The sequence below is a fragment of the Liquorilactobacillus nagelii DSM 13675 genome (assembly GCF_019444005.1).
In the GTDB taxonomy this organism is placed as follows: Bacteria; Bacillota; Bacilli; order Lactobacillales; family Lactobacillaceae; genus Liquorilactobacillus; species Liquorilactobacillus nagelii.
Map to the genome: position 1 here is coordinate 2051050 of NZ_CP049304.1, position 26985 is coordinate 2078034.

At 38.3% G+C, this 26985-nt stretch carries 18 protein-coding genes, 1 tRNA gene and 3 rRNA genes; 17 read left to right on the forward strand and 5 right to left on the reverse strand.

The genetic code is table 11. The features are described 5' to 3' along the window. The first annotated feature begins 67 nt into the window (after positions 1 to 67). Positions 68 to 1186 (forward strand): GGDEF domain-containing protein, encoded by a 1119-nt coding sequence (locus G6O73_RS10260; RefSeq protein WP_057884937.1) that lies wholly within the window; start codon positions 68 to 70, stop codon positions 1184 to 1186. Here G6O73_RS10260 and G6O73_RS10265 read toward each other — a convergent pair. Then, entirely contained in the window at positions 1134 to 1898 is a 765-nt protein-coding gene (locus G6O73_RS10265; RefSeq protein WP_057884938.1) for an EAL domain-containing protein, read from the reverse strand. The two genes, G6O73_RS10260 and G6O73_RS10265, sit on opposite strands and share 53 nt — an antisense overlap. A 138-nt stretch (positions 1899 to 2036) precedes the next feature. On the opposite strand from G6O73_RS10265, the gene G6O73_RS10270 reads away from it, so the two are divergent. The 14 genes from G6O73_RS10270 to rrf all read left to right on the forward strand — a co-directional run bounded on the left by G6O73_RS10270 (position 2037) and on the right by rrf (position 19841). Further along, positions 2037 to 3251, forward strand: a complete 1215-nt coding sequence (locus G6O73_RS10270; RefSeq protein WP_057884939.1) for a Firmicu-CTERM sorting domain-containing protein — start codon at positions 2037 to 2039, stop codon at positions 3249 to 3251. Beyond that, a complete protein-coding gene (gene xrtG, locus G6O73_RS10275; protein ID WP_057884940.1) occupies positions 3248 to 3850 on the forward strand; it encodes an exosortase family protein XrtG in 603 nt (200 codons plus the stop codon). The genes G6O73_RS10270 and xrtG overlap by 4 nt, the downstream gene beginning before the upstream one ends. Positions 3851 to 3896: 46 nt before the next feature. Next, positions 3897 to 5216, forward strand: coding sequence for a TIGR03111 family XrtG-associated glycosyltransferase (locus G6O73_RS10280; RefSeq protein WP_187327493.1), 1320 nt, complete (start codon positions 3897 to 3899; stop codon positions 5214 to 5216). A 3-nt stretch (positions 5217 to 5219) separates the two neighbouring features. Next, the gene (locus tag G6O73_RS10285) at positions 5220 to 5588 is read left to right on the forward strand and encodes a 6-carboxytetrahydropterin synthase (RefSeq protein WP_057884942.1); all 369 of its coding nucleotides are present in this window, start codon (positions 5220 to 5222) and stop codon (positions 5586 to 5588) included. 12 nt (positions 5589 to 5600) lie between these two features. Beyond that, positions 5601 to 7139: a TIGR03766 family XrtG-associated glycosyltransferase gene (locus tag G6O73_RS10290; protein ID WP_162254585.1), complete on the forward strand. Its 1539-nt coding sequence runs from the start codon at positions 5601 to 5603 to the stop codon at positions 7137 to 7139. Positions 7140 to 7509: 370 nt separating this feature from the next. Next, the gene (locus G6O73_RS10295) at positions 7510 to 10344 is read left to right on the forward strand and encodes a sigma-54-dependent transcriptional regulator (RefSeq protein ID WP_057884944.1); all 2835 of its coding nucleotides are present in this window, start codon (positions 7510 to 7512) and stop codon (positions 10342 to 10344) included. Between the two features lie 219 nt (positions 10345 to 10563). Next, positions 10564 to 11061 (forward strand): PTS sugar transporter subunit IIB, encoded by a 498-nt coding sequence (locus G6O73_RS10300; RefSeq protein WP_083478429.1) that lies wholly within the window; start codon positions 10564 to 10566, stop codon positions 11059 to 11061. 120 nt (positions 11062 to 11181) lie between these two features. Then, positions 11182 to 12174, forward strand: coding sequence for a mannose/fructose/sorbose PTS transporter subunit IIA (locus G6O73_RS10305; RefSeq protein WP_057884945.1), 993 nt, complete (start codon positions 11182 to 11184; stop codon positions 12172 to 12174). A gap of 43 nt (positions 12175 to 12217) precedes the next feature. Continuing rightward, on the forward strand, positions 12218 to 13027 hold the full coding sequence (locus G6O73_RS10310; RefSeq protein ID WP_057884946.1) for a PTS mannose/fructose/sorbose transporter subunit IIC: 810 nt from the start codon (positions 12218 to 12220) through the stop codon (positions 13025 to 13027). 22 nt (positions 13028 to 13049) lie between these two features. Then, positions 13050 to 13964 (forward strand): PTS system mannose/fructose/sorbose family transporter subunit IID, encoded by a 915-nt coding sequence (locus tag G6O73_RS10315; RefSeq protein ID WP_057884947.1) that lies wholly within the window; start codon positions 13050 to 13052, stop codon positions 13962 to 13964. Between the two features lie 168 nt (positions 13965 to 14132). Next, complete coding sequence (locus tag G6O73_RS10320) at positions 14133 to 14537, forward strand: DUF956 family protein (RefSeq protein ID WP_057884948.1); 405 nt, start codon at positions 14133 to 14135, stop codon at positions 14535 to 14537. A gap of 443 nt (positions 14538 to 14980) precedes the next feature. After that, positions 14981 to 16540 (forward strand): 16S ribosomal RNA (locus G6O73_RS10325). Between the two features lie 188 nt (positions 16541 to 16728). Beyond that, a 23S ribosomal RNA gene (locus G6O73_RS10330) occupies positions 16729 to 19645 on the forward strand. 79 nt (positions 19646 to 19724) lie between these two features. Then, positions 19725 to 19841 (forward strand): 5S ribosomal RNA (rrf, locus tag G6O73_RS10335). Together the 16S, 23S and 5S rRNA genes form the textbook arrangement of a ribosomal RNA operon. A gap of 255 nt (positions 19842 to 20096) precedes the next feature. On the opposite strand, the gene G6O73_RS10340 is transcribed toward rrf, so the two are convergent. The 3 genes from G6O73_RS10340 to helD form a co-directional block, all read right to left on the reverse strand. Next, a complete protein-coding gene (locus tag G6O73_RS10340; RefSeq protein WP_057884957.1) occupies positions 20097 to 20702 on the reverse strand; it encodes an RNA polymerase sigma factor in 606 nt (201 codons plus the stop codon). A gap of 163 nt (positions 20703 to 20865) precedes the next feature. After that, a tRNA-Thr gene (locus tag G6O73_RS10345) sits at positions 20866 to 20938 on the reverse strand. Positions 20939 to 21049: 111 nt separating this feature from the next. Then, positions 21050 to 23314 (reverse strand): RNA polymerase recycling motor HelD, encoded by a 2265-nt coding sequence (gene helD / locus G6O73_RS10350; RefSeq protein WP_057884958.1) that lies wholly within the window; start codon positions 23312 to 23314, stop codon positions 21050 to 21052. A 295-nt stretch (positions 23315 to 23609) separates the two neighbouring features. On the opposite strand from helD, the gene trpS reads away from it, so the two are divergent. Next, positions 23610 to 24620 carry a tryptophan--tRNA ligase gene (gene trpS, locus G6O73_RS10355; RefSeq protein ID WP_057884959.1) on the forward strand — a complete coding sequence of 337 codons (1011 nt, stop codon included), beginning with the start codon at positions 23610 to 23612 and terminating at the stop codon, positions 24618 to 24620. Positions 24621 to 24656: 36 nt separating this feature from the next. Next, positions 24657 to 25580, forward strand: a complete 924-nt coding sequence (locus G6O73_RS10360) for a Ppx/GppA phosphatase family protein (protein ID WP_057884960.1) — start codon at positions 24657 to 24659, stop codon at positions 25578 to 25580. 161 nt (positions 25581 to 25741) lie between these two features. Here G6O73_RS10360 and G6O73_RS10365 read toward each other — a convergent pair whose 3' ends face one another. Further along, entirely contained in the window at positions 25742 to 26980 is a 1239-nt protein-coding gene (locus G6O73_RS10365) for a C40 family peptidase (RefSeq protein ID WP_057884961.1), read from the reverse strand. Positions 26981 to 26985 lie beyond the last annotated feature (5 nt).

Below are 26985 nucleotides of genomic sequence, written 5' to 3' on the forward strand. Positions count from 1 at the left end.
AATAGTCACTAATTATTTAATATTATGTAAAACAATCTCATTTTTAAGCTATCTAGGAGCGAAAATTATGAACGAGATAGTTACTTTAGGCTTTATTATGCCAATCATGAATATCTGTTTTTTGTTCTGTAAGTTTCATTTTTTTCGACTTTATGAGAATGAAATCAGACAGCAATTTTTAAAGTATGGAGTTTTAGCAGTTTTTTTCCTGGTTTTTGGCTTTGTTATGGCAACTTTCTCGTTGAATTATTTTCAATTCATTAGTTTCCAATATACAGTTCCAATTACGGCTTTCTTTTTTGATGGTCGAAAGCGCAGTTATTTTACTTTCATATTAGTACCATTAACAATTGCGCTCTCACTGAGTGTGAATGGGCTTTTTTCCCTTAAAGCAATGATGGTAGTTCTGATAGAGGCTGTAGGAACAATATTGTTTTGTGAATTAATTCAGCTATTGAACAAACTTGATGTTTTTGCAAAATATGCAACTTCAATAATTATTATTAATATTATTACACCTATTGAAAATCAATATAAATGGAACCTGGTTTTAACAGATCAGTTATCGACTTTTTCTTTACCAATTCTAATTGGTTCAATCATTATTACGGTATTGGTTTGCTCCTATGTAAAAGCAATGCAAAAAAGAGAAGCTACAATGGAAAAATTAGAATACGAAACGAATCACGATAATTTAACAGCGTTACTAAATTATCGAGCTTTCTCAAATTATATTATTCGAATTACTAATCAAACCAAAGTTAATTACACGATTTTGATGATTGACTTGGATAACTTTAAGCGAATTAATGACCAGTTTGGCCATTTAGAAGGAAATCACCTTTTGAAATCATTCGCCAAAAAGCTTAGGCATTTCTTTGAAATTAAATATCAAGAAAAAGTCAAAGTGTTTCGTTTTGGTGGTGAGGAATTCTGTATTGTTTTAAAAAATGTTTCTCTCGAGGATGGTTATGAAACTATCTGGGAATTTGAAGAATTGTTATCTAAAGCGGATTATTCAACAACCGATGGAGAGCAGGCGACAATAACTTTTTCTGGTGGAATTGCTAACACCGATAAGAAAATAAATATCCATGAAACAATTAGAAATGCTGATGCAGCTGTGTATATGGCTAAGAGTAACGGTCGGGCACAAATTGTTTGTCCGGACTGTTCAATTGATTGATTTGGTGATTGTTAACTAATTTACGCCACCAAAAGCCTTGTTGTAAAGAAATGCCATGGTCTAAAGCAAGTTTAGCTTTTTGTGCACAGTCAATTCCTTCAACTACTAATTCTAAATGTTCTTTCTCAGCTAACATTTGAGTAAAAGTTAGCAATTCAGCTAATAAATCTGCATCTAGCTGTTTGAATTTTAACAGCGAAAGTTTAATTCTTTTGAAATATTTTAAGTCATTTAAAAGTAACTCTAAAGTGTTCTGCCCGCTTCCTAGGTCATCAAAAGCAAGTTTATAACCACTGTTACATAGGTGTATAAGAGCCTTATCAAACTCGACTTTTTGTTCAGCTGCAAAGGAAAACTGTTCAGTTATTTCGATGATTAGCTGTGATTGATGGCTTGACAATTCGCACAATAAATTTGTAGTACTAGGAAATGCCAGCTGCTGTGGATCAAAGTTGATTGAAATTGTTTTAGCAGGATCTTTTTTGAATTCATTTAGCAGGGCTTCTCTAAGCCAGTGCATTAAGGCAGAATTGTATTTTTCATTTTGAATAAGTGCGTTGAATTCGCTTAGTGGGAACTTGTTGTCCTTTTTAGAGCGCAATAAGAATTCATAATCACTTATTTTTAACTCAGAAGCATTTACAATTGGCTGCAATTCATAGGAAAGCGAGGCTATTAATTGATTGTTTCTCAGATTGAACGTTTCTTCCATAATTACCTCCGATTGAACAAGTTTTAAACACTCTAGATTGTTTATCGGCTAAAATTTTTGGATATTAATTGTCGGCTAATACTTTTTGATTTTTCTAAGCAAGTTTGGGTTTGAAGGACAGAATACGAGGGGAAAGTTATGAAAAGAAACTTTTTGATAGTTACACTAATACTTTGCTTAATAAGTATTTACTACTGGTTTTTACCAACTGTTAAAGCAGACAGCATCAGTGTTGACGGAGATTTTGCTGACTGGAGCCAAGTTGATAAAACGAATTTTGGCTCTTCTGGGGGAAAATGGGCACTAACAGTTAGTGATAGTCAAGTTTACATCTATATAAAAAATACCAATGTACCTAGTAATAGTTATGATTTAAAAATTAATGGAATTGATTTTTATTTATATTTCAACAATTCGAGCTCTTCGGGAACTGTTAGTGCCGGAAACAATAATGGATTTGGCTGGCGGGATGGTATTGGCCAATTTTGCTTTAAACAAGACGGCAATGTTCAGGTTTGTGAAATTGGGCTTCCGCTAGCTAAGCTAGGTGTTAGTGATGTAACTGCTGAAAATGTTAGTTTGACTCAGCAAGGTCAGACAATTAAAGCAACTCAGCTTTCTGCTGTAGCTAGTTCAAGTTCATCTTCTGCTGCAGAAAGTTCTTCTTCTGATTCATCATCCTCGGCGACTGATTCATCTTCAACAAGTCAGTCCTCGGCAACTGGAAATTTAGGAATTACAATTAATGGCGATTTTTCTGACTGGTATGATAAGACTAAGTCAGCTATGAAAGAAAACGGGGATAATGACAATATAAAGTACGTTTCATTATTAACAGATGATAAGAATGTATATTTCTATGTTGAAATGAAGCCCCAATTGTCAGGAGGTTACACTGAACTTCAGCCGTCTGGGTATAAATTAACAGTTGGGGGAGTCGTATATGATATTGATTTTAATAATAATAAATCTGTTTCTTTAAGTAAGGGCCAAATCAAAGAGTTATCCGTTGGAATTTATAATGAAAAAACGGGTTCGTATACGGTTCTTAATAATCAAGTAGCAGTTAAATACCAAAAAATCACGCAGGAAATGGGGGATAGCTCCAGCGTTGACGGCTGGGGAGCGGTATTAGAGTGCGAAATTCCATTTAGTGCGCTGACGAGCAGCTCAAATACTGCTGGTCAGGTTATTACTTTAGCAAATAGAAATTTATGGGAAGGGCAAGTTACTGCTAGTGGTGGCAGTACTAGACCATTTATTTTAGCGTTGATTAGCTTTCTAGTTGCAGTAGGTGCACTATGGATGATTTTTAAAAAACAGCAGACAAGGAGCGATCAAGGGAGTAAATGAATCCATATTTAATAATTGGCAGTATTTTGTGGGTATATATACTTTCACTATTAAAGAGAGCTAAATTAACCGCGTTTTTCTTTATCTGGGGAAGCATTGGACTATTTTTTATCTTGATTGCATTAAGCGATCCATATTGGATTTGGTTAGCCACGCATTTAGTGACTAGAACGACAGGTTGGTTGGGATCATTAGTTAATATGAGTCAGACAATGATTCACTATAATATTATTAGTATTTTTAATGCAACTGAACCAATTAATATGACAATTGATTATGAATGTTCTGGAATTATCGAAACACTGGCTTTTTGGAGTTTAGTTATTTTCTTTCCGATTTTTAATCGCTATGAGAAGTTGTTTTTCGGGATAATAGGTGCACTATGGATTTATTTGGCAAACTTAGTCCGTTTAATGTTAATCATTATTTTGATTCATTTTTTGGGGGGACAATACTTTTTTGTTGTCCATTCAATTTTAGGCCGACTTGTTTTTTATATCTTAGCGATAACTCTTTATTATAATGTTTTCACTTACTCACAATTAGTCAAAAGCATATATACAAGGTGGCAGAAACTGTTTAGCCACATAGCATCTTAAAGGAGCTGCAGATTTGAATTATTGGGTAGACTTAACATTCTTCAAAATGGGTTTTTGGATTACATGGGCGTTGATCCCCGTAGTCGTAGAAATTTTTCCGGCAATAATTTCAGGCACTTGGCTGTTAATCCATAATTGGCGGACAGAAAAATTGGCAATACCGGAGAAACTGCCGTTAATTTCACTAATTGTTCCAGTTTATAATTCGGAAGCCACGCTTTTTAAATGTATTCGTTCAATTGCAGTTTCAACTTATCCAAAAGAACTGATTCAGATAATTTTAGCTGACAATCAAAGTACTGATGATAGTTTTTTGATTTATGATCAAGCTCAAAAAGAATTCCCTGATTTGAATATTCAATTGATTCGGACAGAAAAGGGGAAGGCCAAAGCGCTGAATGCAGCAGTTTATAGTAGTATTGGAACTTATATTATTAATATTGATAGTGATGGTGCTCTAGAAAAAAAAGCACTCATGAATATGGTTTTACAATTTGAAAATAATCCCCAAATTGCTGCATTAACAGGAGTTATTTTACCTGAACCTGAGATGGTTAAAGAAAAGCAGTATTTAGGATTAGCTCTGTTACAGCGAAATGAATTTTTTGAGTATGCCCAAGCTTTTTTAGCTGGTCGTTCAATTGAATCACGGCATAATCAATTATTTACAATGTCAGGTGCCTTTTCGGCGTTTCGTCGGAGCTATTTATTAGACACTTTTTTGTATAACACTGAGACAATTGGAGAAGATACCGATATGACTTTTCAAATAAGGGAGAGGCTGAATGATCAAGTTGTAATTTGTACAAAAGCAATTTTCTTTATTGAACCGATTAAAAGCTTAGACAATTTATATCGTCAGCGGCAACGTTGGCAGCGCGGAGAAATTGAAGTAGTACAGCAATACAATCGAAAATTGAAAATAACTTATTTTTTTAAGAACTTTTTGGTTCGCCGAATGTTGATTGACCATACTTTTTTATTTCCTAAAATGATTTGGTTATTTGCCAGTTTAGTTTTAGTTGCGTTAGGCTACTCTTGGAAATTATTATTGTTATCTTATTTGGTAATTTATTTGCTTTATGTTTTTGTGGGGGCATTAAATTATATTTGTGTGCTGTTGTTATTACGGGGATTTTCGGTTGAAAAAAAATTTTTTGCAGTTTTATGGTGGGTTGCATTGACCTTACCGTTTTACAATTTTATTTGTTCTTGGATTCGATTTATCGGCATTTTGAATAGTATGACTCAAAAATCAAGTTGGAATGCTCTTACATTTAATGAAGAATTTTCTGCTTTGAAATTAGTTTTGAAAAAGGATTTGCAGCTCTTTAAGAAAAAAGTATCCAAGAAAGGTAGAGAATAAAAAATGACTTTAAAGTATAGTTACAAAATTAGATCGTTTTTCAATGCAAGTCACGCAGTACGTTGGGAAAATGGAATTGGTCAGCAGCATACACATACATGGGAAGTTGTCTGTGAATTAAGTAGTTCGGCAGATAAAACAGTGATTTTTAAAGAAATTGAAGATACCATACATAAAGTCTTCCAGACCTTTTCAGGTAAATTTTTAAATAATTTGCCATACTTTAAAGAAACTAACCCAACTGTGGAAAATGTTACGGTGTGGTTGTATCAGTTATTGACAGAGGCTTTTCTGGCTTTAGGCATTCAGCTAATCAGAATTGAAGTCGGAGAATCACCAACACGTTCATATTGCATTAGTGTAGCAGATTAGGAAATGGTGAATATGTATAAACGACTTAATAATGGTATTTTATATTTGTTTTATTTTTTGTTTATTCTAACGCTTTTTTTTGCTCTGACATCGCCTAATTTAATTTTGGGAGACAATCGAATTACTGGGGCGGGAACTACCTACTTTACAACAATCGTATTATTAATAATTGGAACAATGGGTGTTTGTCTGATTGTTTTTACAACTTTTAGGAAATGGCTCAAAAAAATATTTATAGATAAAGGCTTGCTTACATCTATCGTTAGTTTGGTGTTGGTTGTTTTGTGGCAGTTACTATTTGTATTTTTAGTTCATCCCGCAATTGGTTTTGATGTCAGTGCAATTCATCAAGCTTTAGTAGATCAATCTAACACAACAATTCGCTCGTATTTCAGTCAAAATTATAATAATTTGCCTTTACTGTTAGTTCAGCATCAGTTAGCACTTGTTTTTAAAACAACTAGCTGGTTATTCTTTGATTTAATAACGCTATTTTTAGTTGACTTAGCAGCTATTTTTAATATTTTTACAATCTGGATAATTGATCGCAAAAAGATTTTGATTGCAATTTATTTGCAAGTTTTTTGGTTAGCTGTTTTTCCAATGATTATTGTTCCATACACTGATACTTGGGTTTTACCATTGGTGGCAGGTTATTTATTAGGATATTGTATGCTTTTTCATAGTAAACGATCAGTTCTTTTTAAAATGACTGGGGCAATATTATTTGGAGTGGCGTTGGTAGCGGCATATTTTCTCAAACCATCAGCAATTATTGGCGGCATTGCAATATTGCTGATTGAGCTATTGCAATTATTTGGAATAGGTAAAGACACTCGAAATTCAAGGAATGAAAATTTATTGCTAGTTTTATTGATGTTTTTATCCTTAGGAGGCAGTTATTATTATGTAAGTCGTACAATTAAGGGACAACAATATATCAAAGTTGATCAAAGCCGAGAAATACCAGCGATTCATTTTATTAGTATGGGTGTATCAGGCAATGGCGGATACAATCCTAAGGACGCTTTGGAGATGGCAAAAATTCAAACCAAACAAGGTCGAATTGATTACTCTAAAGAAGTTTTATGGGAAAGATTACAAAAAAAAGGTTTTGGAGGGTATTTGTGGTTCTTGGTTCAAAAGCAACAAAGCAATACTGCAGATGGAACTTTTGCTTGGGTCAAAGAAGGCAACTTTATTGCCGGCGAAACTAAACCGTTATCTGACGGAGTGGCTCGTCAATTAGAACAATTTATTTATTTGTATGGTACTCGGTTAGGTGACTTTCGCTTTATTGCGCAAATTTGGTGGTGCTGTTTACTGCTGTTAATTGCTTGGGGATGGCAGGAGCGCAGTCGTTTTGTCCAAATGTTGCGGCTGGCAATTATTGGCAGCTTTGTGTACTTATTAATTTTTGAGGGTGGACGCAGTCGCTACTTGATTCAGTTTTTACCATATTTTTTGACACTGGCAGCAATGGTTGGTTCTACTACTTGGAAAAACTGGAAATTAACTTACCAATGGCTAAGCGGTAAATTGACTAATTAAAATCTAAAATGTATTAATATGTTCACAGAAACAAGCTTAGGTAAGTTTCTGTGAACATTATTTTATCAGTAGTTTTATTGATTAAATTAAGTTAAAGATAAACAGCGAAAATGAATTGCTAAGTTCCGAAGAGTTAAGTAATACTAAAAGCAATCTATTTTATTATGTTAAGTGATTTTTGAACTTTCCAGTTTCAGTTAAGATAACTGTAACTCAATGATATCGACGAGTACGGTCTATTTTTGTACTTTCAACCTTTAGTGATTAATAGTTCGATGATTAAATGTCAGAAGATGTTTTAACCTAGGCTTTATTTATTTCTGTGATACACTTGTGATACACAAGGAATTATGTGAAAGGTGGGGCTAATATGACTCGGCGGGAAAAAATTCTGCAGTATTTGCAGGCACATGCAAAGGTAGACGTTGGGTTAACAACTAATGAGATTGCTCAGTCACTCGGTATTTTACGTTCAAATGTCAGTAAAGAACTAAATAATCTGGTTCGACAAAAGCAAATATTTAAACTTAAAGGTCGACCAGTGCATTATTTACCAGTTACTGAATCTAATACGACGTTCAATGATTATCTTCAAAGTGAACAAGCACCCACAATTGGTTTTGCGGGCCAAGCTAAGCAGCCAACAGCTAGATCGACTAAAAATGATGATCGGAATGTTTTCGATAAAATGGTCGGTAGCCGTGCAAGTTTGAAAAATCAAGTCGAACAGGCAAAAGCAGCTTTACTTTATCCACCACACGGTTTGAACACCTTAATTATTGGTCCTACTGGTTCTGGGAAGACTTATTTTGCTAATACAATGTATCGCTTTGCTCGTGGACAAGGACTGGTTGGTGATCAAGAATTTGCAACCTTTAATTGTGCGGATTATGCACACAATCCGCAATTATTAATGTCTCATTTATTTGGTTATGTTAGAGGGGCCTTTACCGGGGCTAGTGAAGATCAACCAGGCTTAATTGAACAAGCTGCTGGCGGAATTCTGTTTTTAGACGAGGTACATCGCCTGCCACCAGAAGGACAAGAAATGATTTTCTATTTTATGGATCATGGAACTTATAGTCGTTTAGGTGAGACAGCGAAAACACACCATGCTGATGTACGATTGATTTGTGCTACGACAGAAGATCCAGAAAGTGCACTTCTGCAAACCTTTGTGCGCAGAATTCCAATTTTAATCCAATTACCGCCTTTTAATCAGCGTACTCCGCAAGAAAAATTAGCTTTATTGGAACAATTACTGACACTTGAAGCAAATCGAATCCATAAGAACATTCGTTTAAATGAAGATGTGGTGCAAGCATTGCTAGGAAGTGTAACTTATGGGAATGTTGGACAATTAAAATCAAATATTCAGTTAGTTTGTGCTCAGGGGTTTTTGAATAGTATTCAAAATAAAGCAGAGATTACTTTGAAATTTGATCAGTTACCGCCAAATATTAAAGATGGTTTGACCAATTTAGCAGGAAATCGGCAAGAACTTGGTAAGCTGACGCGCTTATTAGAACCGATAATGTTAATTAAGCCGGATGCGCAACGAGATGTGCCGCAAATTGATAGTTATGAATTACCGTATAATTTGTACGAAATTATTGGTGATAAAGCAGCTTTACTTAAAGATGAGGGCTTAGACCAGCCATCGATTAACAATTTCATCATGACAGACATCAATTTGCATTTAAAGTCTTTCTACCATCAGGGACAATTTGATAGGGCGGAGAATCGACTTAATGAGATAGTTGATCAGGAAATTATTGATTTAACCAAAAAAATCCAAAAATTTTTGCGCCAACAGCAATATCCAGTTCGCGAAAATTTTATTTATGCGATGAGCTTGCATATCAGTTCATTTATAAAACGAATTCAGTCAGGTAAACCATTACGCGAAATTTCAGCTGATTTAATTTCTTTGGTTCATGATTATCCGGCAGAACTGAAAATGGCTAGTCAAGTTAAAAGTTTGATTGAAAAACATTATCATATTCCAATCCCTGAATCGGAGGTTTATTATTTGGCTGTTTTGTTGGCTTCTTTGCGCTCGGCTCCGAAAACCGGTAAAGTAGGAATTGTTGTCGCAGCTCATGGTAAAAGTACGGCGACATCAATGTCTCAAGTCGTTTCGCAGTTGTTGTCAATTGATAATATTGCTGCTTTTGACATGCCGTTAGAAATGAGCCCTAAAAGTGCATTACTGGGAATTGCTCAGCAAATTAAAAAGGTTGATCAGGGCAATGGGGTATTGTTATTGGTTGATATGGGGTCGTTAAGTACGTTTAGTGAAAAGTTGACAGAAATGACTAATATTCAAGTTAAGACAATCGATATGGTAACGACAGCGATGGTTTTAGAGGCAGCTCGTAAAACTTCTTTGATTGATAGTGATTTACAGACGGTATCTCATGAATTACAAGAATTTGATGGATACTCTCGAACACCGAGTGGCCATGGTTTGGCAGCTAAATCAGTAACACACGAAAAAATGACAGTGGATCAGCGGCATAAAGCAATTGTGGCAGTTTGTTCAACGGGACAGGGAACAGCGCAAAAAATTAAAGATTTGTTAGATAAACTGTTAATTGATAATTTGATTGAAGATGTTAGTGTGATTCCAATTTCAATTGTTAACATGAAAAGTCGATTGCAACAAATTCAGCAAAAATATCAAATTATTGCCACGACGGGAGTCACTAAACCTGAAATCGCAGCACCTTTTATCTCGCTGGAAAGCCTGCTTCAAGGCGGGGGAGAAGCTTTTATTAATATGATTGATCAGTTGAGTGGTGAAGATCAATCGGCATTAATGATGCTAGAGAATTCTCCAGAGGCTACTGAACAATTGGCAGAAAAATATTTAGCACAATACTTTACTTTTATTAATCCCCCGAAAGTTATCAAGGTTTTGGATAGTTATTGTGACTTTATTGAACGACGTCAGCAACTTAGCTTAAGCAATTCATTTAAACTTAGCCTTGTAATGCATTTGGCTGGTGCGATTGAGCGGTGCTTAACTAACTCACAAATGCATGTTGAACAAGAACAGATTTCACAGCTGCGAAAACAGCCGCTTTTTCAAGTAATTAGCCAAGCAAACGATATTTTGCGAGAAACTTTGAATTTAAATTTAGCAGCCGCTGAAACATACTATATTTATCAGCTGATTGATACAGAAATAAAAAAACAGTGATACACTAAAGACACACTATTCTTAAATTAGTGTGTCTTTTTTATTTTTAAAGTAAAATGCTGTTAAATAAGTCCTGAAAGCGATACACAAAAGTTGGCATGCTTTTTGCTTATAAATAAAGTGAAGTGTTGTTAAGCGTGGCGAATTACTGCTAAAGATCAATTGCTACGAATTCACCTGCTTTTTACAAAATCAGTCATTGGGAATTTGGTGATGTGAATGTCAATGGATATTCGCCTATTGCGAATTGATAGTCGTTTACTGCATGGTCAGGTTACTACTAACTGGGCAAAGGTAACTAAAGTTAATCGGATTTTAGTTGTTTCGGATGAAGCTGCTCACAATAACATTAGGCGAACATTGATGTTTCAAGCAGCACCTCCCGGGATTCGAGTAAATGTTATGCCAGTATCTAAGATGCTTAGCATCTATCGCGATCCGCGCTTTGATTTCTTTCAAGTACTTGTTTTAGTGGAACGACCAGTTGATGCGCAGCGTTTAATTGCTGGAGGACTTAAAGTTTCGAAGGTTAACATTGGAGCTTTAAGTTTTGATAGTAGTCGGATAATGGTAACGGATACAATTGCTGTTAATCAAGATGATGTCCTAGCTTTTAAATGGATGCACCAGCATGATATTCAATTAGATGTTCGCAAAGTCTCTGGAGATAATTCTAAGAATTTGTGGAAATATTTGAAAGATAAAAAGTTAGTCTAGACTGTTTGAAGATGAAAGGTGGTGAGTAGATTCACGGCAGGTATTTTCAGTAATTTGGGAATGCGTGACACTTTGCAACCCTTAATGTGTTAAGGGAATAAATTTTAGGAGGTATTAAACATGGTAGGAATTATCCTAGCAAGTCATGGTGGCTTTGCTGAAGGCATTTACCAATCCGGATCAATGATTTTCGGCGACCAGGAAAATGTTGCAGCAGTTACCTTGATGCCAAATGAAGGCCCAGATGATGTCAGAGCTAAAATGGAAAAAGCGATTGCATCATTTGATAATCAAGATCAGGTTTTGTTCTTAATTGACCTTTGGGGCGGAACACCGTTCAATCAAGCCAATAATTTATTAGAAGCACACAAAGATAAGTGGGCAATTGTAGCAGGAATGAATTTGCCAATGGTGATTGAAGCTTATGCCTCAAGATTATCGATGGAATCAGCTCACGAAATTGCTGCTCATATTATTGCAACAGCCAAAGATGGAGTTAAAGTCAAACCTGAGGCGCTGCAGCCAAAAACTCAAGCAGCTACTAAGGTAGCTAAAGGACCGCGTGGCCGATTAGCACCAGGAACAGTTGTTGGTGATGGCAAGATTAAGTATGTTTTGGCACGAATTGATTCTCGTTTGTTACACGGACAGGTTGCAACAGCTTGGACAAAGACGACTCAGCCGACGCGAATTATTGTCGTTTCTGATAATGTTGCTAAAGATGAATTACGTAAAAAATTGATTGTTCAAGCAGCTCCCCCAGATGTTAAAGCCAATGTTATTCCAATTGATAAGTTGATTGAAATTGCAAAAGATCCACGATTTGGCAATACTAAAGCTTTATTGTTGTTTGAAAATCCAGAAGATGCTTTACGGGCAATTGAAGGTGGAGTTGATATTAAAGAATTAAATATCGGTTCAATGGCACATTCAGTTGGCAAAGTTGTTGTTAATAAGGTTTTATCGATGAGTCCTGAAGATGTGGAGACATTTGAAAAATTGAAGGGAAAAGGCATTAGTTTTGATGTCCGCAAGGTTCCAAATGATTCACATGGCAATATGGATGAATTAATTAAAAAAGCAAAGTCTGAATTGGCAGCAGTTCAAAATTAATATTGTTGTCAAAGAGATATAACTGAAAAAAAGGAGGATTATCATGTCTGCTATATCGATTATTTTAGTTGTCATCGTTGCATTTTTTGCAGGGATGGAAGGTATTTTAGATGAGTTTCAATTTCATCAACCATTAGTAGCATGTACTTTAATTGGTTTGGTGACAGGCCAGTTGATTCCATGTATCATTTTAGGTGGTCAGTTGCAAATGATTGCTTTAGGTTGGGCAAATATCGGTGCAGCTGTTGCTCCCGATGCTGCTTTGGCTGCTGTAGCTTCTGCTATTATTTTGGTTTTAGGTGGTCAAGGAACTAAAGGTGTAGGAACATCAGTTGCAATGGCAATTCCGTTGGCTGTTGCTGGTTTGTTCTTAACTATGATTGCTCGGACATTGGCTGTTCCGATTGTTCACTTTATGGATGCAGCAGCTGCTGAAGGTGATACACGTAAGATTGATTTTTGGCAAGTTGTAGCAATTTGTATGCAAGGATTACGAATCGCAATCCCGGCTGCAGCTATGATGTTTATTCCAGCTTCAACAGTTAAAGGTGTCATGGAATCAATGCCTTCTTGGTTAACAGATGGGATGACCATTGGTGGTGGCATGGTTGTCGCTGTTGGGTATGCAATGGTTATTAACATGATGGCAAGCCGTGAAGTTTGGCCATTCTTTGCAATTGGTTTTGTTGTAGCAACTGTTACAGATTTGACTTTAATTGCAATTGGCGCATTAGGCTTGTCACTAGCTTTAATTTACCAAAACTTGTCGAAGAAAGCCGCTAATGGTGGCGGTAACGGTGGCAATGGCGGTAATGGTGGCGATCCGTTAGACGATATTTTGAATGATTATTAATTTAATGAAGGAGGAATAAAAAATGGCAGAAAAGAAGATTCAACTAACAAAAAAGGATCGTTTAGCCGTTGCTTGGCGTTCTACCTTCATTCAAGGTTCTTGGAACTATGAACGTATGCAAAATGGTGGTTGGTGCTATGCTTTAATTCCAGCTTTGAAAAAGTTATATCCCAAAAAAGAAGATCGGGCGGCAGCTTTAAAACGTCATATGGAATTTTTCAATACCCATCCGTATTTAGCTTCACCAGTTATCGGTGTTACATTAGCTTTGGAAGAAGATCGAGCAAATGGGGCTGCAGTTGATGATGTAGCTATCCAAGGTGTTAAAGTTGGTATGATGGGACCTTTGGCTGGTGTTGGTGATCCAGTGTTCTGGTACACGGTTCGTCCAATCTTAGGTGCTTTAGGTGCTTCACTAGCAATTAGTGGAAATATTGTTGGACCAATTTTGTTCTTTGTTTTATGGAACATTATTCGTTGGGCATTTATGTGGTATACACAGGAATTTGGTTATCGCGCGGGTTCAAAGATCACTGATGACTTGTCTGGTGGTTTACTTCATGATGTAACTAGTTTAGCTTCGATGATGGGAATGTTTGTTTTAGCAGCTTTGGTACAACGTTGGGTATCAATTAAGTTTATACCAGTTGTTTCTAATGTTAAACTTAGTTCCGGTGCTTATATTGATTGGGACAAAATCTCAATGAATCATGCAGGACTTTTAAAGGCGTTTACAGATTATAAGGCTGGTTTGTCCTTAACCCAATATAAAACGACGACGCTGCAAAACAACTTAGATTCATTAATTCCTGGCTTAGCTGGTTTATTATTAACCTTCTTATGCATGTGGCTTTTAAAGAAGAAAGTTTCGCCGATTATCATTATTCTAGGACTTTTCGTAGTTGGTGTTGTAGGCCATGTTATTGGATTGCTTTAAAATAGTGAAATAGTTTGATTGTTTTTTGCCTATTGAAGGGTTGGCTTAGGTCTATGGTAAAGCGAGAGTTTTATCATAGACCTTTTTATTAACAAATAATGTAGGGAATCGAATTTTTTGACTTATAATTAATACTATAGAAGACATTCAGTTAGAGGAGGTTAAAAAATGGTACAATCACTTAATACAAAGGTTGAATTGGTAATGGAGTCAACTTCATTTTTGGGTTTAGGCGATTACGGTCAAGTAATGGTTGGAAATCGAGCTTTTGAGTTTTATAATTCTCGTGATAAAAATAAGTATATTCAAATTCCCTGGGAGGAGATTGATTATGTGGAAGCAGCTTCAATCTTAAATGGCAGATGGATTCCACGTTATGCAATTAACACTAAAAAAAATGGTCGCTATATGTTTTCATCACGACATCCTAAAGAAGTTTTAAGAGCGATTCGTGTTCATTTAGGGCCCAACAAAATGTTTCACTCACTAACCTTCTTTCAAATCATTGCGCGTGGACTAAGGGCAAGCAGATTTAATTTTAAAAAAAAGCAAGAACATGAAGAAAAAAAATAATTTTTTTGAGGAATTTCTATATTTGAGAGATTCCTTTTTTGTTTGCTTTTTGGGGTAATTTTAAGTTATCAAGTCTATTTAAAATATAGTTAACGGATACAAAACTAATGAAAATGTGAAGGCATAGAAAAAAAGTCTGTTTATTTGGTGAGTTCCATTTATTGGCTAACAAGAAAAAAGCAAATTCAGCTTGACTTATTTGAGGCACAAAGGTAATATTAAACACGTTGCTGCTGAGCAACCGAGCTTTTAAAAATAAAAACTTCAAATTAGTTCTTGACTGATTATGAATTATGTTATATACTTTAAAAGTTGCGTTATTAAAACAGTAGACCTTTGAAAACTGAACAAAGTTTCGATAAAGCAAATGTGCAGGGCCTTGCGAAAGCAAGGACAAAATTTGCGAAGTCAATTCGCTAGTAATAAAAATGAGTCACAAACTTTAAAATGAGAGTTTGATCCTGGCTCAGGACGAACGCTGGCGGCGTGCCTAATACATGCAAGTCGAACGAAGCTGTTTTAACTGGTGCTTGCACCGACTTAAACAACTGAGTGGCGAACGGGTGAGTAACACGTGGGTAACCTGCCCCAAAGCGGGGGATAACATTTGGAAACAGATGCTAATACCGCATAACCACAGAAACCACATGGTTTCTGTGTCAAAGATGGTTTCGGCTATCACTTTGGGATGGACCCGCGGCGTATTAGCTAGTTGGTAAGGTAATGGCTTACCAAGGCAATGATACGTAGCCGAACTGAGAGGTTGATCGGCCACATTGGGACTGAGACACGGCCCAAACTCCTACGGGAGGCAGCAGTAGGGAATCTTCCACAATGGACGAAAGTCTGATGGAGCAACGCCGCGTGAGTGAAGAAGGTTTTCGGATCGTAAAACTCTGTTGTCAGAGAAGAACGTGTGCGAGAGTAACTGCTCGTGCAGTGACGGTATCTGGCCAGAAAGCCACGGCTAACTACGTGCCAGCAGCCGCGGTAATACGTAGGTGGCAAGCGTTGTCCGGATTTATTGGGCGTAAAGGGAACGCAGGCGGTCTTTTAAGTCTGATGTGAAAGCCTTCGGCTTAACCGAAGTCGTGCATTGGAAACTGGGAGACTTGAGTGCAGAAGAGGAGAGTGGAACTCCATGTGTAGCGGTGAAATGCGTAGATATATGGAAGAACACCAGTGGCGAAAGCGGCTCTCTGGTCTGTAACTGACGCTGAGGTTCGAAAGCGTGGGTAGCAAACAGGATTAGATACCCTGGTAGTCCACGCTGTAAACGATGAATGCTAAGTGTTGGAGGGTTTCCGCCCTTCAGTGCCGCAGCAAACGCATTAAGCATTCCGCCTGGGGAGTACGACCGCAAGGTTGAAACTCAAAGGAATTGACGGGGGCCCGCACAAGCGGTGGAGCATGTGGTTTAATTCGAAGCAACGCGAAGAACCTTACCAGGTCTTGACATCTTCTGATAGCCTAAGAGATTAGGTGTTCCCTTCGGGGACAGAATGACAGGTGGTGCATGGTTGTCGTCAGCTCGTGTCGTGAGATGTTGGGTTAAGTCCCGCAACGAGCGCAACCCTTATTGTCAGTTGCCAGCATTAAGTTGGGCACTCTGGCAAGACTGCCGGTGACAAACCGGAGGAAGGTGGGGATGACGTCAAATCATCATGCCCCTTATGACCTGGGCTACACACGTGCTACAATGGACGATACAACGAGTCGCTAGACCGCGAGGTTAAGCTAATCTCTGAAAGTCGTTCTCAGTTCGGATTGCAGGCTGCAACTCGCCTGCATGAAGTCGGAATCGCTAGTAATCGCGGATCAGCATGCCGCGGTGAATACGTTCCCGGGCCTTGTACACACCGCCCGTCACACCATGAGAGTTTGTAACACCCAAAGCCGGTGGGGTAACCAATAGGAGCCAGCCGTCTAAGGTGGGACAGATGATTGGGGTGAAGTCGTAACAAGGTAGCCGTAGGAGAACCTGCGGCTGGATCACCTCCTTTCTAAGGATAGAAACGGAACCTGCACAAGCACGAAACTTTGTTTAGTTTTGAGAGGTTTACTCTCAAACTTGTTCTTTGAAAACCAGATAATATCTTTTTTATTAAACCGAGAACACCGCGTATTAAAAGAGTTTTGAACAAGAAGTTCTTGACGCAAACTCATAACCGTTTTACCGCAGGTAAAACAAGGTTAAGTTGATAAGGGCGCATGGTGGATGCCTTGGCACTAGGAGCTGATGAAGGACGGGACTAACACCGATATGCTCCGGGGAGCTGTAAGTAAGCTGTGATCCGGAGATTTCCGAATGGGGCAACCCAATAGCTGTAATGAGCTATTACTGCTAGTTGAATACATAGACTAGTTAGAAGCAAACGCAGGGAACTGAAACATCTAAGTACCTGCAGGAAGATAAAGAAAACTCGATTCCCCCAGTAGCGGCGAGCGAAGCGGGAAGAGCCCAAACTAGAAAGCTTGCTTTCTAGGGTTGTAGGACTGAACATTTGAGTTAACAAAGAAAACGATAGTCGAATGATCTGGGAAGGTCAGCAAAATAAGGTGAGAGCCCCGTAGACAAAATCGTTTTCCCTCAGTTCAGGATCCTGAGTACGGCGGAACACGTGAAATTCCGTCGGAATCCGGGAGGACCATCTCCCAAGGCTAAATACTACCTAGTGACCGATAGTGAACCAGTACCGTGAGGGAAAGGTGAAAAGCACCCCGGAAGGGGAGTGAAATAGTTCCTGAAACCATGTGCCTACAAGTAGTTAGAGCCCGTTAACGGGTGATAGCGTGCCTTTTGTAGAATGAACCGGCGAGTTACGTTTGTATGCAAGGTTAAGTCGTAAATGACGGAGCCGTAGCGAAAGCGAGTCTGAAGAGGGCGAATTAGTATGCAGACGTAGACCCGAAACCAGGTGACCTACCCATGTCCAGGTTGAAGGTGTGGTAAAACGCACTGGAGGACCGAACTCGTGTATGTTGAAAAATGCTGAGATGAGATGTGGGTAGCGGAGAAATTCCAAACGAACTTGGAGATAGCTGGTTCTCTCCGAAATAGCTTTAGGGCTAGCCTCGAAGTTAGGATAATGGAGGTAGAGCACTGTTTGAACTAGGGGCCCGTCTTGGGTTACTGAATTCAGATAAACTCCGAATGCCATATATTTATCTTCGGGAGTCAGACTGCGAGTGATAAGATCCGTAGTCGAAAGGGAAACAGCCCAGACCACCAATTAAGGTCCCTAAATATATGTTAAGTGGAAAAGGATGTGGAATTGCACAGACAACTAGGATGTTGGCTCAGAAGCAGCCACCATTTAAAGAGTGCGTAATAGCTCACTAGTCGAGTGATCCTGCGCCGAAAATGTACCGGGGCTAAACATATTACCGAAATTGTGGATGCAACCGTAAGGTTGCGTGGTAGGAGAGCGTTCTAAGGGCGGAGAAGCTGGATCGTAAGGACCAGTGGAGCGCTTAGAAGTGAGAATGCCGGTATGAGTAGCGCAAGACAGGTGAGAATCCTGTCCACCGAATGACTAAGGTTTCCTGGGGAAGGCTCGTCCACCCAGGGTTAGTCGGGACCTAAGCTGAGGCCGCAAGGCGTAGGCGATGGATAACAGGTTGAGATTCCTGTACCAGCAATGATTGTTTGAGCAATGGAGGGACGCAGGAGGCTAAGCACGCACACTGTTGGAGGTGTGTTCAAGCAACAAGTCTGTTAGTGAGTAAAATGCTTGCTGACATAAGGACAAGTTGTGATGAATAGCGAAATTTAAGTAGTGAAGGTGCTGATGTCACACTGCCGAGAAAAGCTTCTAGTGAGATCAAAGCTGCCCGTACCGCAAACCGACACAGGTAGTCGAGGAGAGAATCCTCAGGTGAGCGAGAGAACTCTCGTTAAGGAACTCGGCAAAATGACCCCGTAACTTCGGGAGAAGGGGTGCTGAGCGTAAGCTCAGCCGCAGTGAAAAGGCCCAGGCGACTGTTTATCAAAAACACAGGTTTCTGCAAAATCGTAAGATGACGTATAGGGGCTGACGCCTGCCCGGTGCTGGAAGGTTAAGAGGATGGGTTAGCTTCGGCGAAGCTCAGAATTGAAGCCCCAGTAAACGGCGGCCGTAACTATAACGGTCCTAAGGTAGCGAAATTCCTTGTCGGGTAAGTTCCGACCCGCACGAAAGGCGTAACGATCTGGGCACTGTCTCGACGAGAGACTCGGTGAAATTATAATACCCGTGAAGATGCGGGTTACCCGCGACAGGACGGAAAGACCCCATGGAGCTTTACTGTAGCTTGATATTGGGTGTTTGTACAACTTGTACAGGATAGGTAGGAGCCATAGAAGCCGGAACGCTAGTTTCGGCAGAGGCATTGGTGGGATACTACCCTCGTTGTATGAACACTCTAACCCTCGCCAATAAACTTGGCGGGAGACAGTGTCAGGTGGGCAGTTTGACTGGGGCGGTCGCCTCCTAAAAGGTAACGGAGGCGCCCAAAGGTTCCCTCAGAATGGTTGGAAATCATTCGCAGAGTGTAAAGGCACAAGGGAGCTTGACTGCGAGACAGACAAGTCGAGCAGGGACGAAAGTCGGGCTTAGTGATCCGGTGGTTCCGAATGGAAGGGCCATCGCTCAACGGATAAAAGCTACCCTGGGGATAACAGGCTTATCTCCCCCAAGAGTCCACATCGACGGGGAGGTTTGGCACCTCGATGTCGGCTCATCGCATCCTGGGGCTGTAGTCGGTCCCAAGGGTTGGGCTGTTCGCCCATTAAAGCGGTACGCGAGCTGGGTTCAGAACGTCGTGAGACAGTTCGGTCCCTATCCGTCGCGGGCGTAGGAAATTTGAGAGGAGCTGTCCTTAGTACGAGAGGACCGGGATGGACACACCGCTGGTGTACCAGTTGTTCTGCCAAGAGCATAGCTGGGTAGCTAAGTGTGGATGAGATAAACGCTGAAAGCATCTAAGTGCGAAACTCACCTCAAGATAAGATTTCCCATTCTTTAGAGAAATAAGGTTCCTGAGAGAAGATCAGGTAGATAGGCTGGAAGTGGAAGTTCAGTGATGAATGGAGCGGACCAGTACTAATGAACCGAAGACTTAACCAAAGAAGAAGAACGGAGTTCGAGGGAAAAAGAAAAAGATATTAGCTGGTTTTGAGAGAACAAGATTTTCTCAAAAGAAGAGTGCGGTGGCGATAGCAAGAAGGATACACCTGTTCCCATGCCGAACACAGAAGTTAAGCTTCTTAACGCCGATAGTAGTTGGGGGATCGCCCCCTGTGAGGGTAGGAAGTTGCCGTGCTCATAGAAAAAAGCAGTTGATGTGTAAAAGCATCAGCTGCTTTTTTGAGGTGCGCCCGGGTGATAACTAGGCGGTGTAAGTCCGCTGTGGGCCGTAATTGAAATAATCAATTACCTCCTACTTGGATTGTCGAACTTTATGACTAAGGAACCTTTAATACAAGCAAAAAAATTAACGAATCTTATAAAAATAGCAAATGAAAAAGCTATTGGTAGATTCCACTACACAATAGCCACTACAACAATTAAAGCAAATTTATTTTTTTTGAATTGTTTCAGAAATTTTCTTATGACAACGAGATATTGCTCGCTTAATTTGAATTGTTTCTTTTTCCAGCTCAGCAGCAATTCTTTCTGGTGTTTGGTGTTCAACCATTAGTAAATACATAATTTCAAATTCCATTTCAGATAAATATTCAATCGCTTCTTGGAGTTGTTCTTGAGCAATGAGAATTGAGAGAGGATAATAACTGAAGCTTGTTAAAGATACTGAATAATCTCTTCGATTTTCTAATACTTCTTCAAAAGATTCAGCATATTTTTCTTGTTGTCTTTTTGAAGCGTTTTCTTTTCTTAACAAACTACAATAGTGGTTTCGCAAACTACGTTGGAAAAATTTTCCGAATGAAACTTGAGATTTTAATTTATAGGCTAAAACATCTTGGTAACAAACCAATCGAGCCTCTTGCACTAAATCTTCTATTTCTAAAAATCTGAAATGATATCGAGTAATTGAATTGCAAACAACAGGGAGGTATTTTTGAAATAATGATTTAAACGCCAAACTATCATTATATTTTCTGATTTTTTTGATTAATTGCTGATTTTGAACATTCGATTTAACAAAAGCTATTTCATCCATTTTGTTTCCCACCTTAATTAGTTAATTTATTTGACAACCACAATATATCAAATAATACATTTAGAAAAAGTTATCTATATTACAAAATTAAAAAAATTAGGGAATTTATTTTGGAATTCTAAAAAAAAACGACTGGCTTTAAAAGTCAGTCGTTAAAATTAAGAGCCACTTACCGGACTTGAACCGGTGACCCCCACCTTACCATGGTGGTGCTCTACCTGCTGAGCTAAAGTGGCAACAAAACATTACTTAAATAGTATATTACAGTCGAGATTTAAAATCAACGGTAATTAAAAATAATTAATTATCAAGCATGCTTTGCAAACGATTGAGGAAGATAGCAAAATTTATTTTAGTAACTGGTTAGTGAAGTCTTTTTTCTCAAAAGTTGTTGGGTCAATTTGCTCTATCAGTTCAGCGGGTGTACCAATGCTTAGCAATGTTAAGCGATGCATTGCACGTGAACAAGCAGTGTAGAGGATACTGCGATGTTTGTTAGGATATTCTAGCTCACTGACGTCGTAAACTATTACAGCGTCAAATTCTAATCCCTTTGCTAAGTAAACTGGTAAAATAATAATTCCACTTGGTAATTTGTAATTATTACTTTGCAAAACAGTTGTTTTAAGTTGTGGTCGTAAATAAGCTTGAAGCTTCATTGCTGTTTTACTTGTTTGAGTTATAATCGCAATTGAAGTAAATTCAGTGTGCAGATTGGAGATTTGTTGCAATAGCCTTTCTTTCCAATTAGTTTGATCACAAATTAGCCATTCGGGTCGTGTTCCATGACGACTAAAAGGTTTAATACTTTCGTCAACTGGGAGCATTTGTCGAACAAACAAGGTTATTTCTTGGCTTGAACGATAGCTTTTATTTAATTCAACCAATTGAGCATGTTTAAAATGTAAAGCTGTTTTTAGATCAAAAAGTGTTTTTTTGGCGCTTTGAGCAGTAGTATAAAGTGCTTGTTCACTATCACCAAGCAAAGTAAAGTGAGCATTTGGAAAAGCATGTTTTAAATAAAGTAATTGCGCAGGAGTGTAATCTTGCATCTCATCGATAAATAATTGTTTAATTTGATGATTTTGGCCAGACCCGGTTAATGTGTCACGCAGTATCAATAAGGGAGCACAGTCTGCTAAAGTTAAACGATGAAATTCTAGTTGTTGATTAAATAAATCAGCAGCGGTTTCATCATTTTCGGTTAAAAAGAGGCTGTACTGTTTATAGATATCGATGAAGTAATCATTATAAATTGCTTGAAATAAAGGCTGATAACTTTCAGTGACAAGTCGCTGGCGCAATGCTTGTTCGATTACTACGGGATCATTATCTAATCCCACTGTCATTGAACGAATTTGTTCGTCACTCAAATCTTGCAATTTATCAGTTACCCAATCTTTATTCAAATTGGCTTGAATTTTATTGCGCAGCAAAAGACGTAATTTTTTCTTGGTTTCGCTATAACGTAGGTTGGCTGGCCAGGCTGCTGGTGTTGCTTGATACAAAGAACGAATTTTTCTTTGGGTAATGATAGTTCTGCCAGCTAAACTTAAGGGAACAAATTGCAATGATTCTGCTGGTAACTTTTTAGCGTAGTCACGCACTACACGAATGAATTCAGCTGATTGTTTAATCTGATTAATTTGAGTTAAAATTGAATTTGAATCGGCTACTTGTTGTTCAAAACTATTAAAAAGATTTTCAATTTTTAGTCCCTCAAAACGTTTACTAAAAAATTCAGCTAATGTTACTTGGCGAAGATTGTTTTCCCCTAAACTGGGTAAGACTTCAGAAATATAATTGCTAAACAAGCGATTCGGTGAAAACAAAACCATTTGTTCTGCTGTTAAATTTTCACGGCTATGGTAGAGTAAAAAAGCAATGCGTTGGAGTGCAGCTGAAGTTTTTCCACTGCCAGCGACCCCTTGGACCAATAATAAATCATGTTTTGTATCACGGATAATTGTATTTTGCTCTTGTTGAATTGTAGCAACAATATTTTGCATATACTCCGTGCTATGTTCACTAAGCATTTCTTGTAATAATTGATCTCCGACTGTTTCATTAGTATCAAACATCTGCCTGATTTGGCCCTGTTTGATGCGAAACTGTCTTTTTTTCATCAGCTGAGCTGTTTGCTTACCGCCAGGTGTCTGGTAAGCAACTTGTCCAAGAGTACCATTATAATAAATACTGGAAACGGGTGCTCGCCAATCATAAATCAAAAAATTATTTTTTTTGTCGGCGAATGAAGCATTGCCGATATATAAGGTTTCAGCTTCTGGTTCATCGTCTTCATGAATATCGATGCGGCCAAAGTATGGGGATGAACTTAACGAATTCAAAGTTTTAACTTGCTGGTCTAAAATGTCTTCACTTTGGATATTTTTAGCCACTAATTGTTTTTGTTGTTGAACTTCAGCATTGGTTTCCATTTGGTCATCAATTTCAAAAGTGTTGATTTTTGCATTTTGACCATAGTTTTTTTCAACTGCTGAGCGCTCAGTTCGAGCTTGTTGTAATTCTGCAGTTTTAGTGGTTAATTTGTTTTTAATTTTGGCAACAACTTGGTTAACTCGTTGTTGTTCGATTCTTTTTTCGTTTTTCATAGTTCCTCCTTGGGACTATTATCTTAGCATATCAAGTTATCAGCAACAATTATAGCGCATAAAACGGGCCAGCTTTTGACTTTTAAGTAAAATTTGCGTTAAAATAAAGCAAAGTAACTAAGTAGTTGAGCTATTGACAGAGATGTACTAGATGCTGAAAGGTACAAAGGTTCGACGAAATGGACTAAGTTAAATTTGATATTGAGAGGCAGGAGCATCCTGCAAAATAGGTGGCACCGCGATAATTCGTCCTATTGCATTTTTTGCAATAGGTTTTTTTTATAGGAGGAAAATTATGAAGACAATTTTAACAGGTGATCGACCAACTGGCAAATTACACATTGGACATTATATCGGATCTTTAAAAAATCGTGTAAAAATGCAAAATAGTGGTAAGTACCGGACTTTTATCATGATTGCAGACCAACAAGCATTGACAGATAATGCTCGTGATCCAGAAAAGATTCGGCGCTCACTGATTGAAGTAGCACTAGATTATCTTGCAGTTGGGATTGATCCAGCTAAATCAACTATTTTAGTGCAGTCACAAATTCCAGCTTTAACTGAATTAACTAGCTATTATTTAAATTTAGTGACAGTGTCCCGGATTGAAAGAAATCCAACTGTCAAAGCGGAAATTCAGCAAAAGCATTTTGAAAGATCAATCCCAGCCGGCTTTTTTATTTACCCCGTTAGCCAAACAGCTGATATTACGGCTTTTAAAGCTGATTTGGTGCCAGTAGGTGATGATCAAGAACCAATGATTGAACAAGCACGTGAAATTGTTCGAAGCTTTAATACTATTTACCAAAAGGAAATCTTAGTTGAACCGCAAGGAGTTTTTCCACCTAAAGGATTTGGCCGATTGCCCGGGTTAGATGGTAACGCTAAGATGAGTAAGTCATTAGGAAACTGTATTTATCTTTCAGATGATGCGGATACTTTACGCCAAAAAGTTATGTCAATGTACACTGATCCTGATCATATCCATGTTAGTGATCCAGGTAAGGTAGAAGGAAATATGGTCTTTACTTATCTTGACATTTTTGATACAAATAAGGCTAAAGTAGCTGAGTTAAAAGAGCAGTATCAAGCCGGTGGATTAGGTGATGTCAAGATTAAACGTTATTTGAATGATATTTTGGAAGCTGAATTTCGGCCGATTCGCGAACGACGGCAAGAATTTGCTAAAGATATCCCAGCAGTGTATGATATTCTAAAAACTGGTAGTCAGCGAGCAAATGAAGTAGCTGAGCAAACGCTTAAAGAAGTTCGTGAGGCAATTGGAGTTAATTATTTTGACTAATCAGTTACCGTACAGGTTACACTAGAGGTGATGGGAATGAACAACTTAGTTGTACTGGATTTTGGTTCTAATTCAGTTCGGTTTTCAATCAATCAAATTACAGGTAAAAATGACTTTAAAGAGATTTTAAGGCGCAAAGCAACTACTAGATTAGCCGAAGGAATGGGACTTGCTAAGGGTGAGAAACGATTAACACAGGGAGCAATCAAACGGACAATGACAGCTGTTGCTGATTTTAAAAAAATCTACCAGCAATACTCAGATTATCAGGTAGTTGGTATTGCCACTGCTGCTGTCCGTGAAGCTGTGAATCGCCAAGAGTTGCTTGATCAAGTGACTCGTCTAACGGGTTGCCGTTTACAGGTTTTAAGTGCGGATCAAGAAACCTATTTTGATTTTTTAGCAGTTACTAATTCTTTATCAATTAAAGATTGTCTAATCTTTGACATTGGTGGTGGCAGTTGTGAATTAGCATGGGTTGCGGCAGGGAATTTTCAAGTTGGTGTTAGCTTGCCATTTGGTGCAGTTAGTCTAACTGAACAATTTGCCGCAAAAGATTTAACCGCAGCCAACTTATTTGCTATGCAGCGTTTTTTGCAAGAACAATTTCATAACTTGCCGTGGTTACGGCAAGCAGTTAAGCTACCTTTAGTTTTATTGGGGGGATGTAATCGTTCAGTAGCCCGAATCAAACGAACTGAAATTAATTTGCAGCCAATTGATTCTTTCCATGGATTCAAGGTGACCACATCTGACTTTCAAAGAATTTATCAGCAATTATTAGCTTTAAGCAACCAGCAACGTAAAGAAGTTCTGGGTATGGAAGTTTTACGTTCTGATATCATTTTAGCTGGCATGACACCGGTCGTTTTACTTCAGCAGCAATTAAGCTCACCTAGAGTAATTTTCTCAGAGAGTGGCGCCCGTGAAGGTTTTATCTATCATCAATTACAAGAGTAAGATCAGACAGTTGCGAAAATGAGGATAACTAATAAAAGAAGCTCGGTTAATTTTAAAATTAGCCGGGCTTCTTTTATAGCAGTGATGAAATTGCTTATTAGACGAAAAGAGCCCAAAATCTTCTATTTGATTTTGGACTCTTAAAAATTGAATATTTCTTATTAGTTCATATGAATAGCAAATGAAGGTTGGAAGTACTGGAAGCTCTTAACAGCAACTGATTGGCCAGTTGTTGGAGCAGCAATATAACTTGAACCGCCAACGTAAATCCCTACATGCCATGCAGAACCCTGACCACCCCAGAATAATAAATCACCTGGTTGAGCTGATGAAACAGAAACGGCTGAGCCAATTGTTGATTGATTTTCAGAAGTTCTTGGCAAGCTAACACCAAAATGAGCGTAAACATACTGTACAAAGCCAGAGCAATCAAAACCACTAGGAGAAGTTCCACCAGATACATAAGGAACCCCGACAAATTGTTCTGCATAGCTAATTACTGAAGAAGCTGATACGCTAGCAGTTGAAGTAGTAGCAGTTTGGCTGCTGGTAGTAGTTGTTGCTTGAGTACTTTGTGTAGCCTGTGAAGTACTGTTAGTAGTAGTAGCTGCACTGCTGCTTGAAGCTGCAGTTGTTTGAGTGCTACTTGAGGTTGCAGTAGCTTGAGAACTTGCACTTGAACTAGCAGCTTGTGTACTTGTAGTAGTTGCTGCACTACTTGTGTCAGTAGCAGTTGAAGTAGTAGCTGTTGTTGCAGGAGTCTTAGTTGGGTCATTAATTGTCAAAGTCTGACCGGGCAATAAGACGCTGCTCAAATTATTGGAAGAACGTAATGAATCTACTGAAATACCATATTCTTGAGCAATAGTATATAATGAATCACCTGATTTAACTGTGTATGTAACATGGTTAGCAGATACAGTTACTTGAGATGTAGTTGTTGCTGTTTTTGTAGTTTGAGTAGCAGTTGTTGTTGCAGTGCCACTAACTTTCAAATTTTGACCAACAGTAATTAAAGTTTCACTATCGGAAAAGCCGTTTAATTTTTGCAAATTAGCAACGGTTGTACCGTATTTTTGAGCAATTGTCCAAAGTGAATCACCACTATTGACAGTTACAGAAGAAGTATTGCTACTATCTGTATTTGTTTTAGTTGTATTTGAACTCTTGTCAGGAATAGTTAAAGATTGGTTTTGTAAAATCAAATGACTACTTGTACTGATATGATTTGTTGATTCAATTGAATCAATTGAGACATTGTATTTCTTTGCAAGTCCCCATACAGTATCATTCTTAGCTACTTTAACAGTGGTAGATGCGCTCGCGTTTGCTGTAGAAGCGAGGAATAAACCTGCAGCACCAACAGTGCCCGCGATAATTGTCTTTGTTGTTTTTTTCAAAATTA

Bases quoted from the DNA above. Each gene is read 5' to 3' on its own strand.
- G6O73_RS10290 (WP_162254585.1), top strand. From the start codon at position 5,601: ATGTATAAACGACTTAATAATGGTATTTTATATTTGTTTTATTTTTTG.
- G6O73_RS10295 (WP_057884944.1), top strand. From the start codon at position 7,510: ATGACTCGGCGGGAAAAAATTCTGCAGTATTTGCAGGCACATGCAAAG.
- G6O73_RS10270 (WP_057884939.1), top strand. From the start codon at position 2,037: ATGAAAAGAAACTTTTTGATAGTTACACTAATACTTTGCTTAATAAGT.
- G6O73_RS10315 (WP_057884947.1), top strand. From the start codon at position 13,050: ATGGCAGAAAAGAAGATTCAACTAACAAAAAAGGATCGTTTAGCCGTT.
- G6O73_RS10305 (WP_057884945.1), top strand. From the start codon at position 11,182: ATGGTAGGAATTATCCTAGCAAGTCATGGTGGCTTTGCTGAAGGCATT.
- trpS (WP_057884959.1), top strand. From the start codon at position 23,610: ATGAAGACAATTTTAACAGGTGATCGACCAACTGGCAAATTACACATT.
- G6O73_RS10320 (WP_057884948.1), top strand. From the start codon at position 14,133: ATGGTACAATCACTTAATACAAAGGTTGAATTGGTAATGGAGTCAACT.
- helD (WP_057884958.1), bottom strand. From the start codon at position 23,314: ATGAAAAACGAAAAAAGAATCGAACAACAACGAGTTAACCAAGTTGTT.
- G6O73_RS10300 (WP_083478429.1), top strand. From the start codon at position 10,564: ATGTCAATGGATATTCGCCTATTGCGAATTGATAGTCGTTTACTGCAT.
- G6O73_RS10340 (WP_057884957.1), bottom strand. From the start codon at position 20,702: ATGGATGAAATAGCTTTTGTTAAATCGAATGTTCAAAATCAGCAATTA.
- G6O73_RS10260 (WP_057884937.1), top strand. From the start codon at position 68: ATGAACGAGATAGTTACTTTAGGCTTTATTATGCCAATCATGAATATC.
- G6O73_RS10360 (WP_057884960.1), top strand. From the start codon at position 24,657: ATGAACAACTTAGTTGTACTGGATTTTGGTTCTAATTCAGTTCGGTTT.
- G6O73_RS10265 (WP_057884938.1), bottom strand. From the start codon at position 1,898: ATGGAAGAAACGTTCAATCTGAGAAACAATCAATTAATAGCCTCGCTT.
- G6O73_RS10280 (WP_187327493.1), top strand. From the start codon at position 3,897: ATGGGTTTTTGGATTACATGGGCGTTGATCCCCGTAGTCGTAGAAATT.
- xrtG (WP_057884940.1), top strand. From the start codon at position 3,248: ATGAATCCATATTTAATAATTGGCAGTATTTTGTGGGTATATATACTT.
- G6O73_RS10285 (WP_057884942.1), top strand. From the start codon at position 5,220: ATGACTTTAAAGTATAGTTACAAAATTAGATCGTTTTTCAATGCAAGT.
- G6O73_RS10310 (WP_057884946.1), top strand. From the start codon at position 12,218: ATGTCTGCTATATCGATTATTTTAGTTGTCATCGTTGCATTTTTTGCA.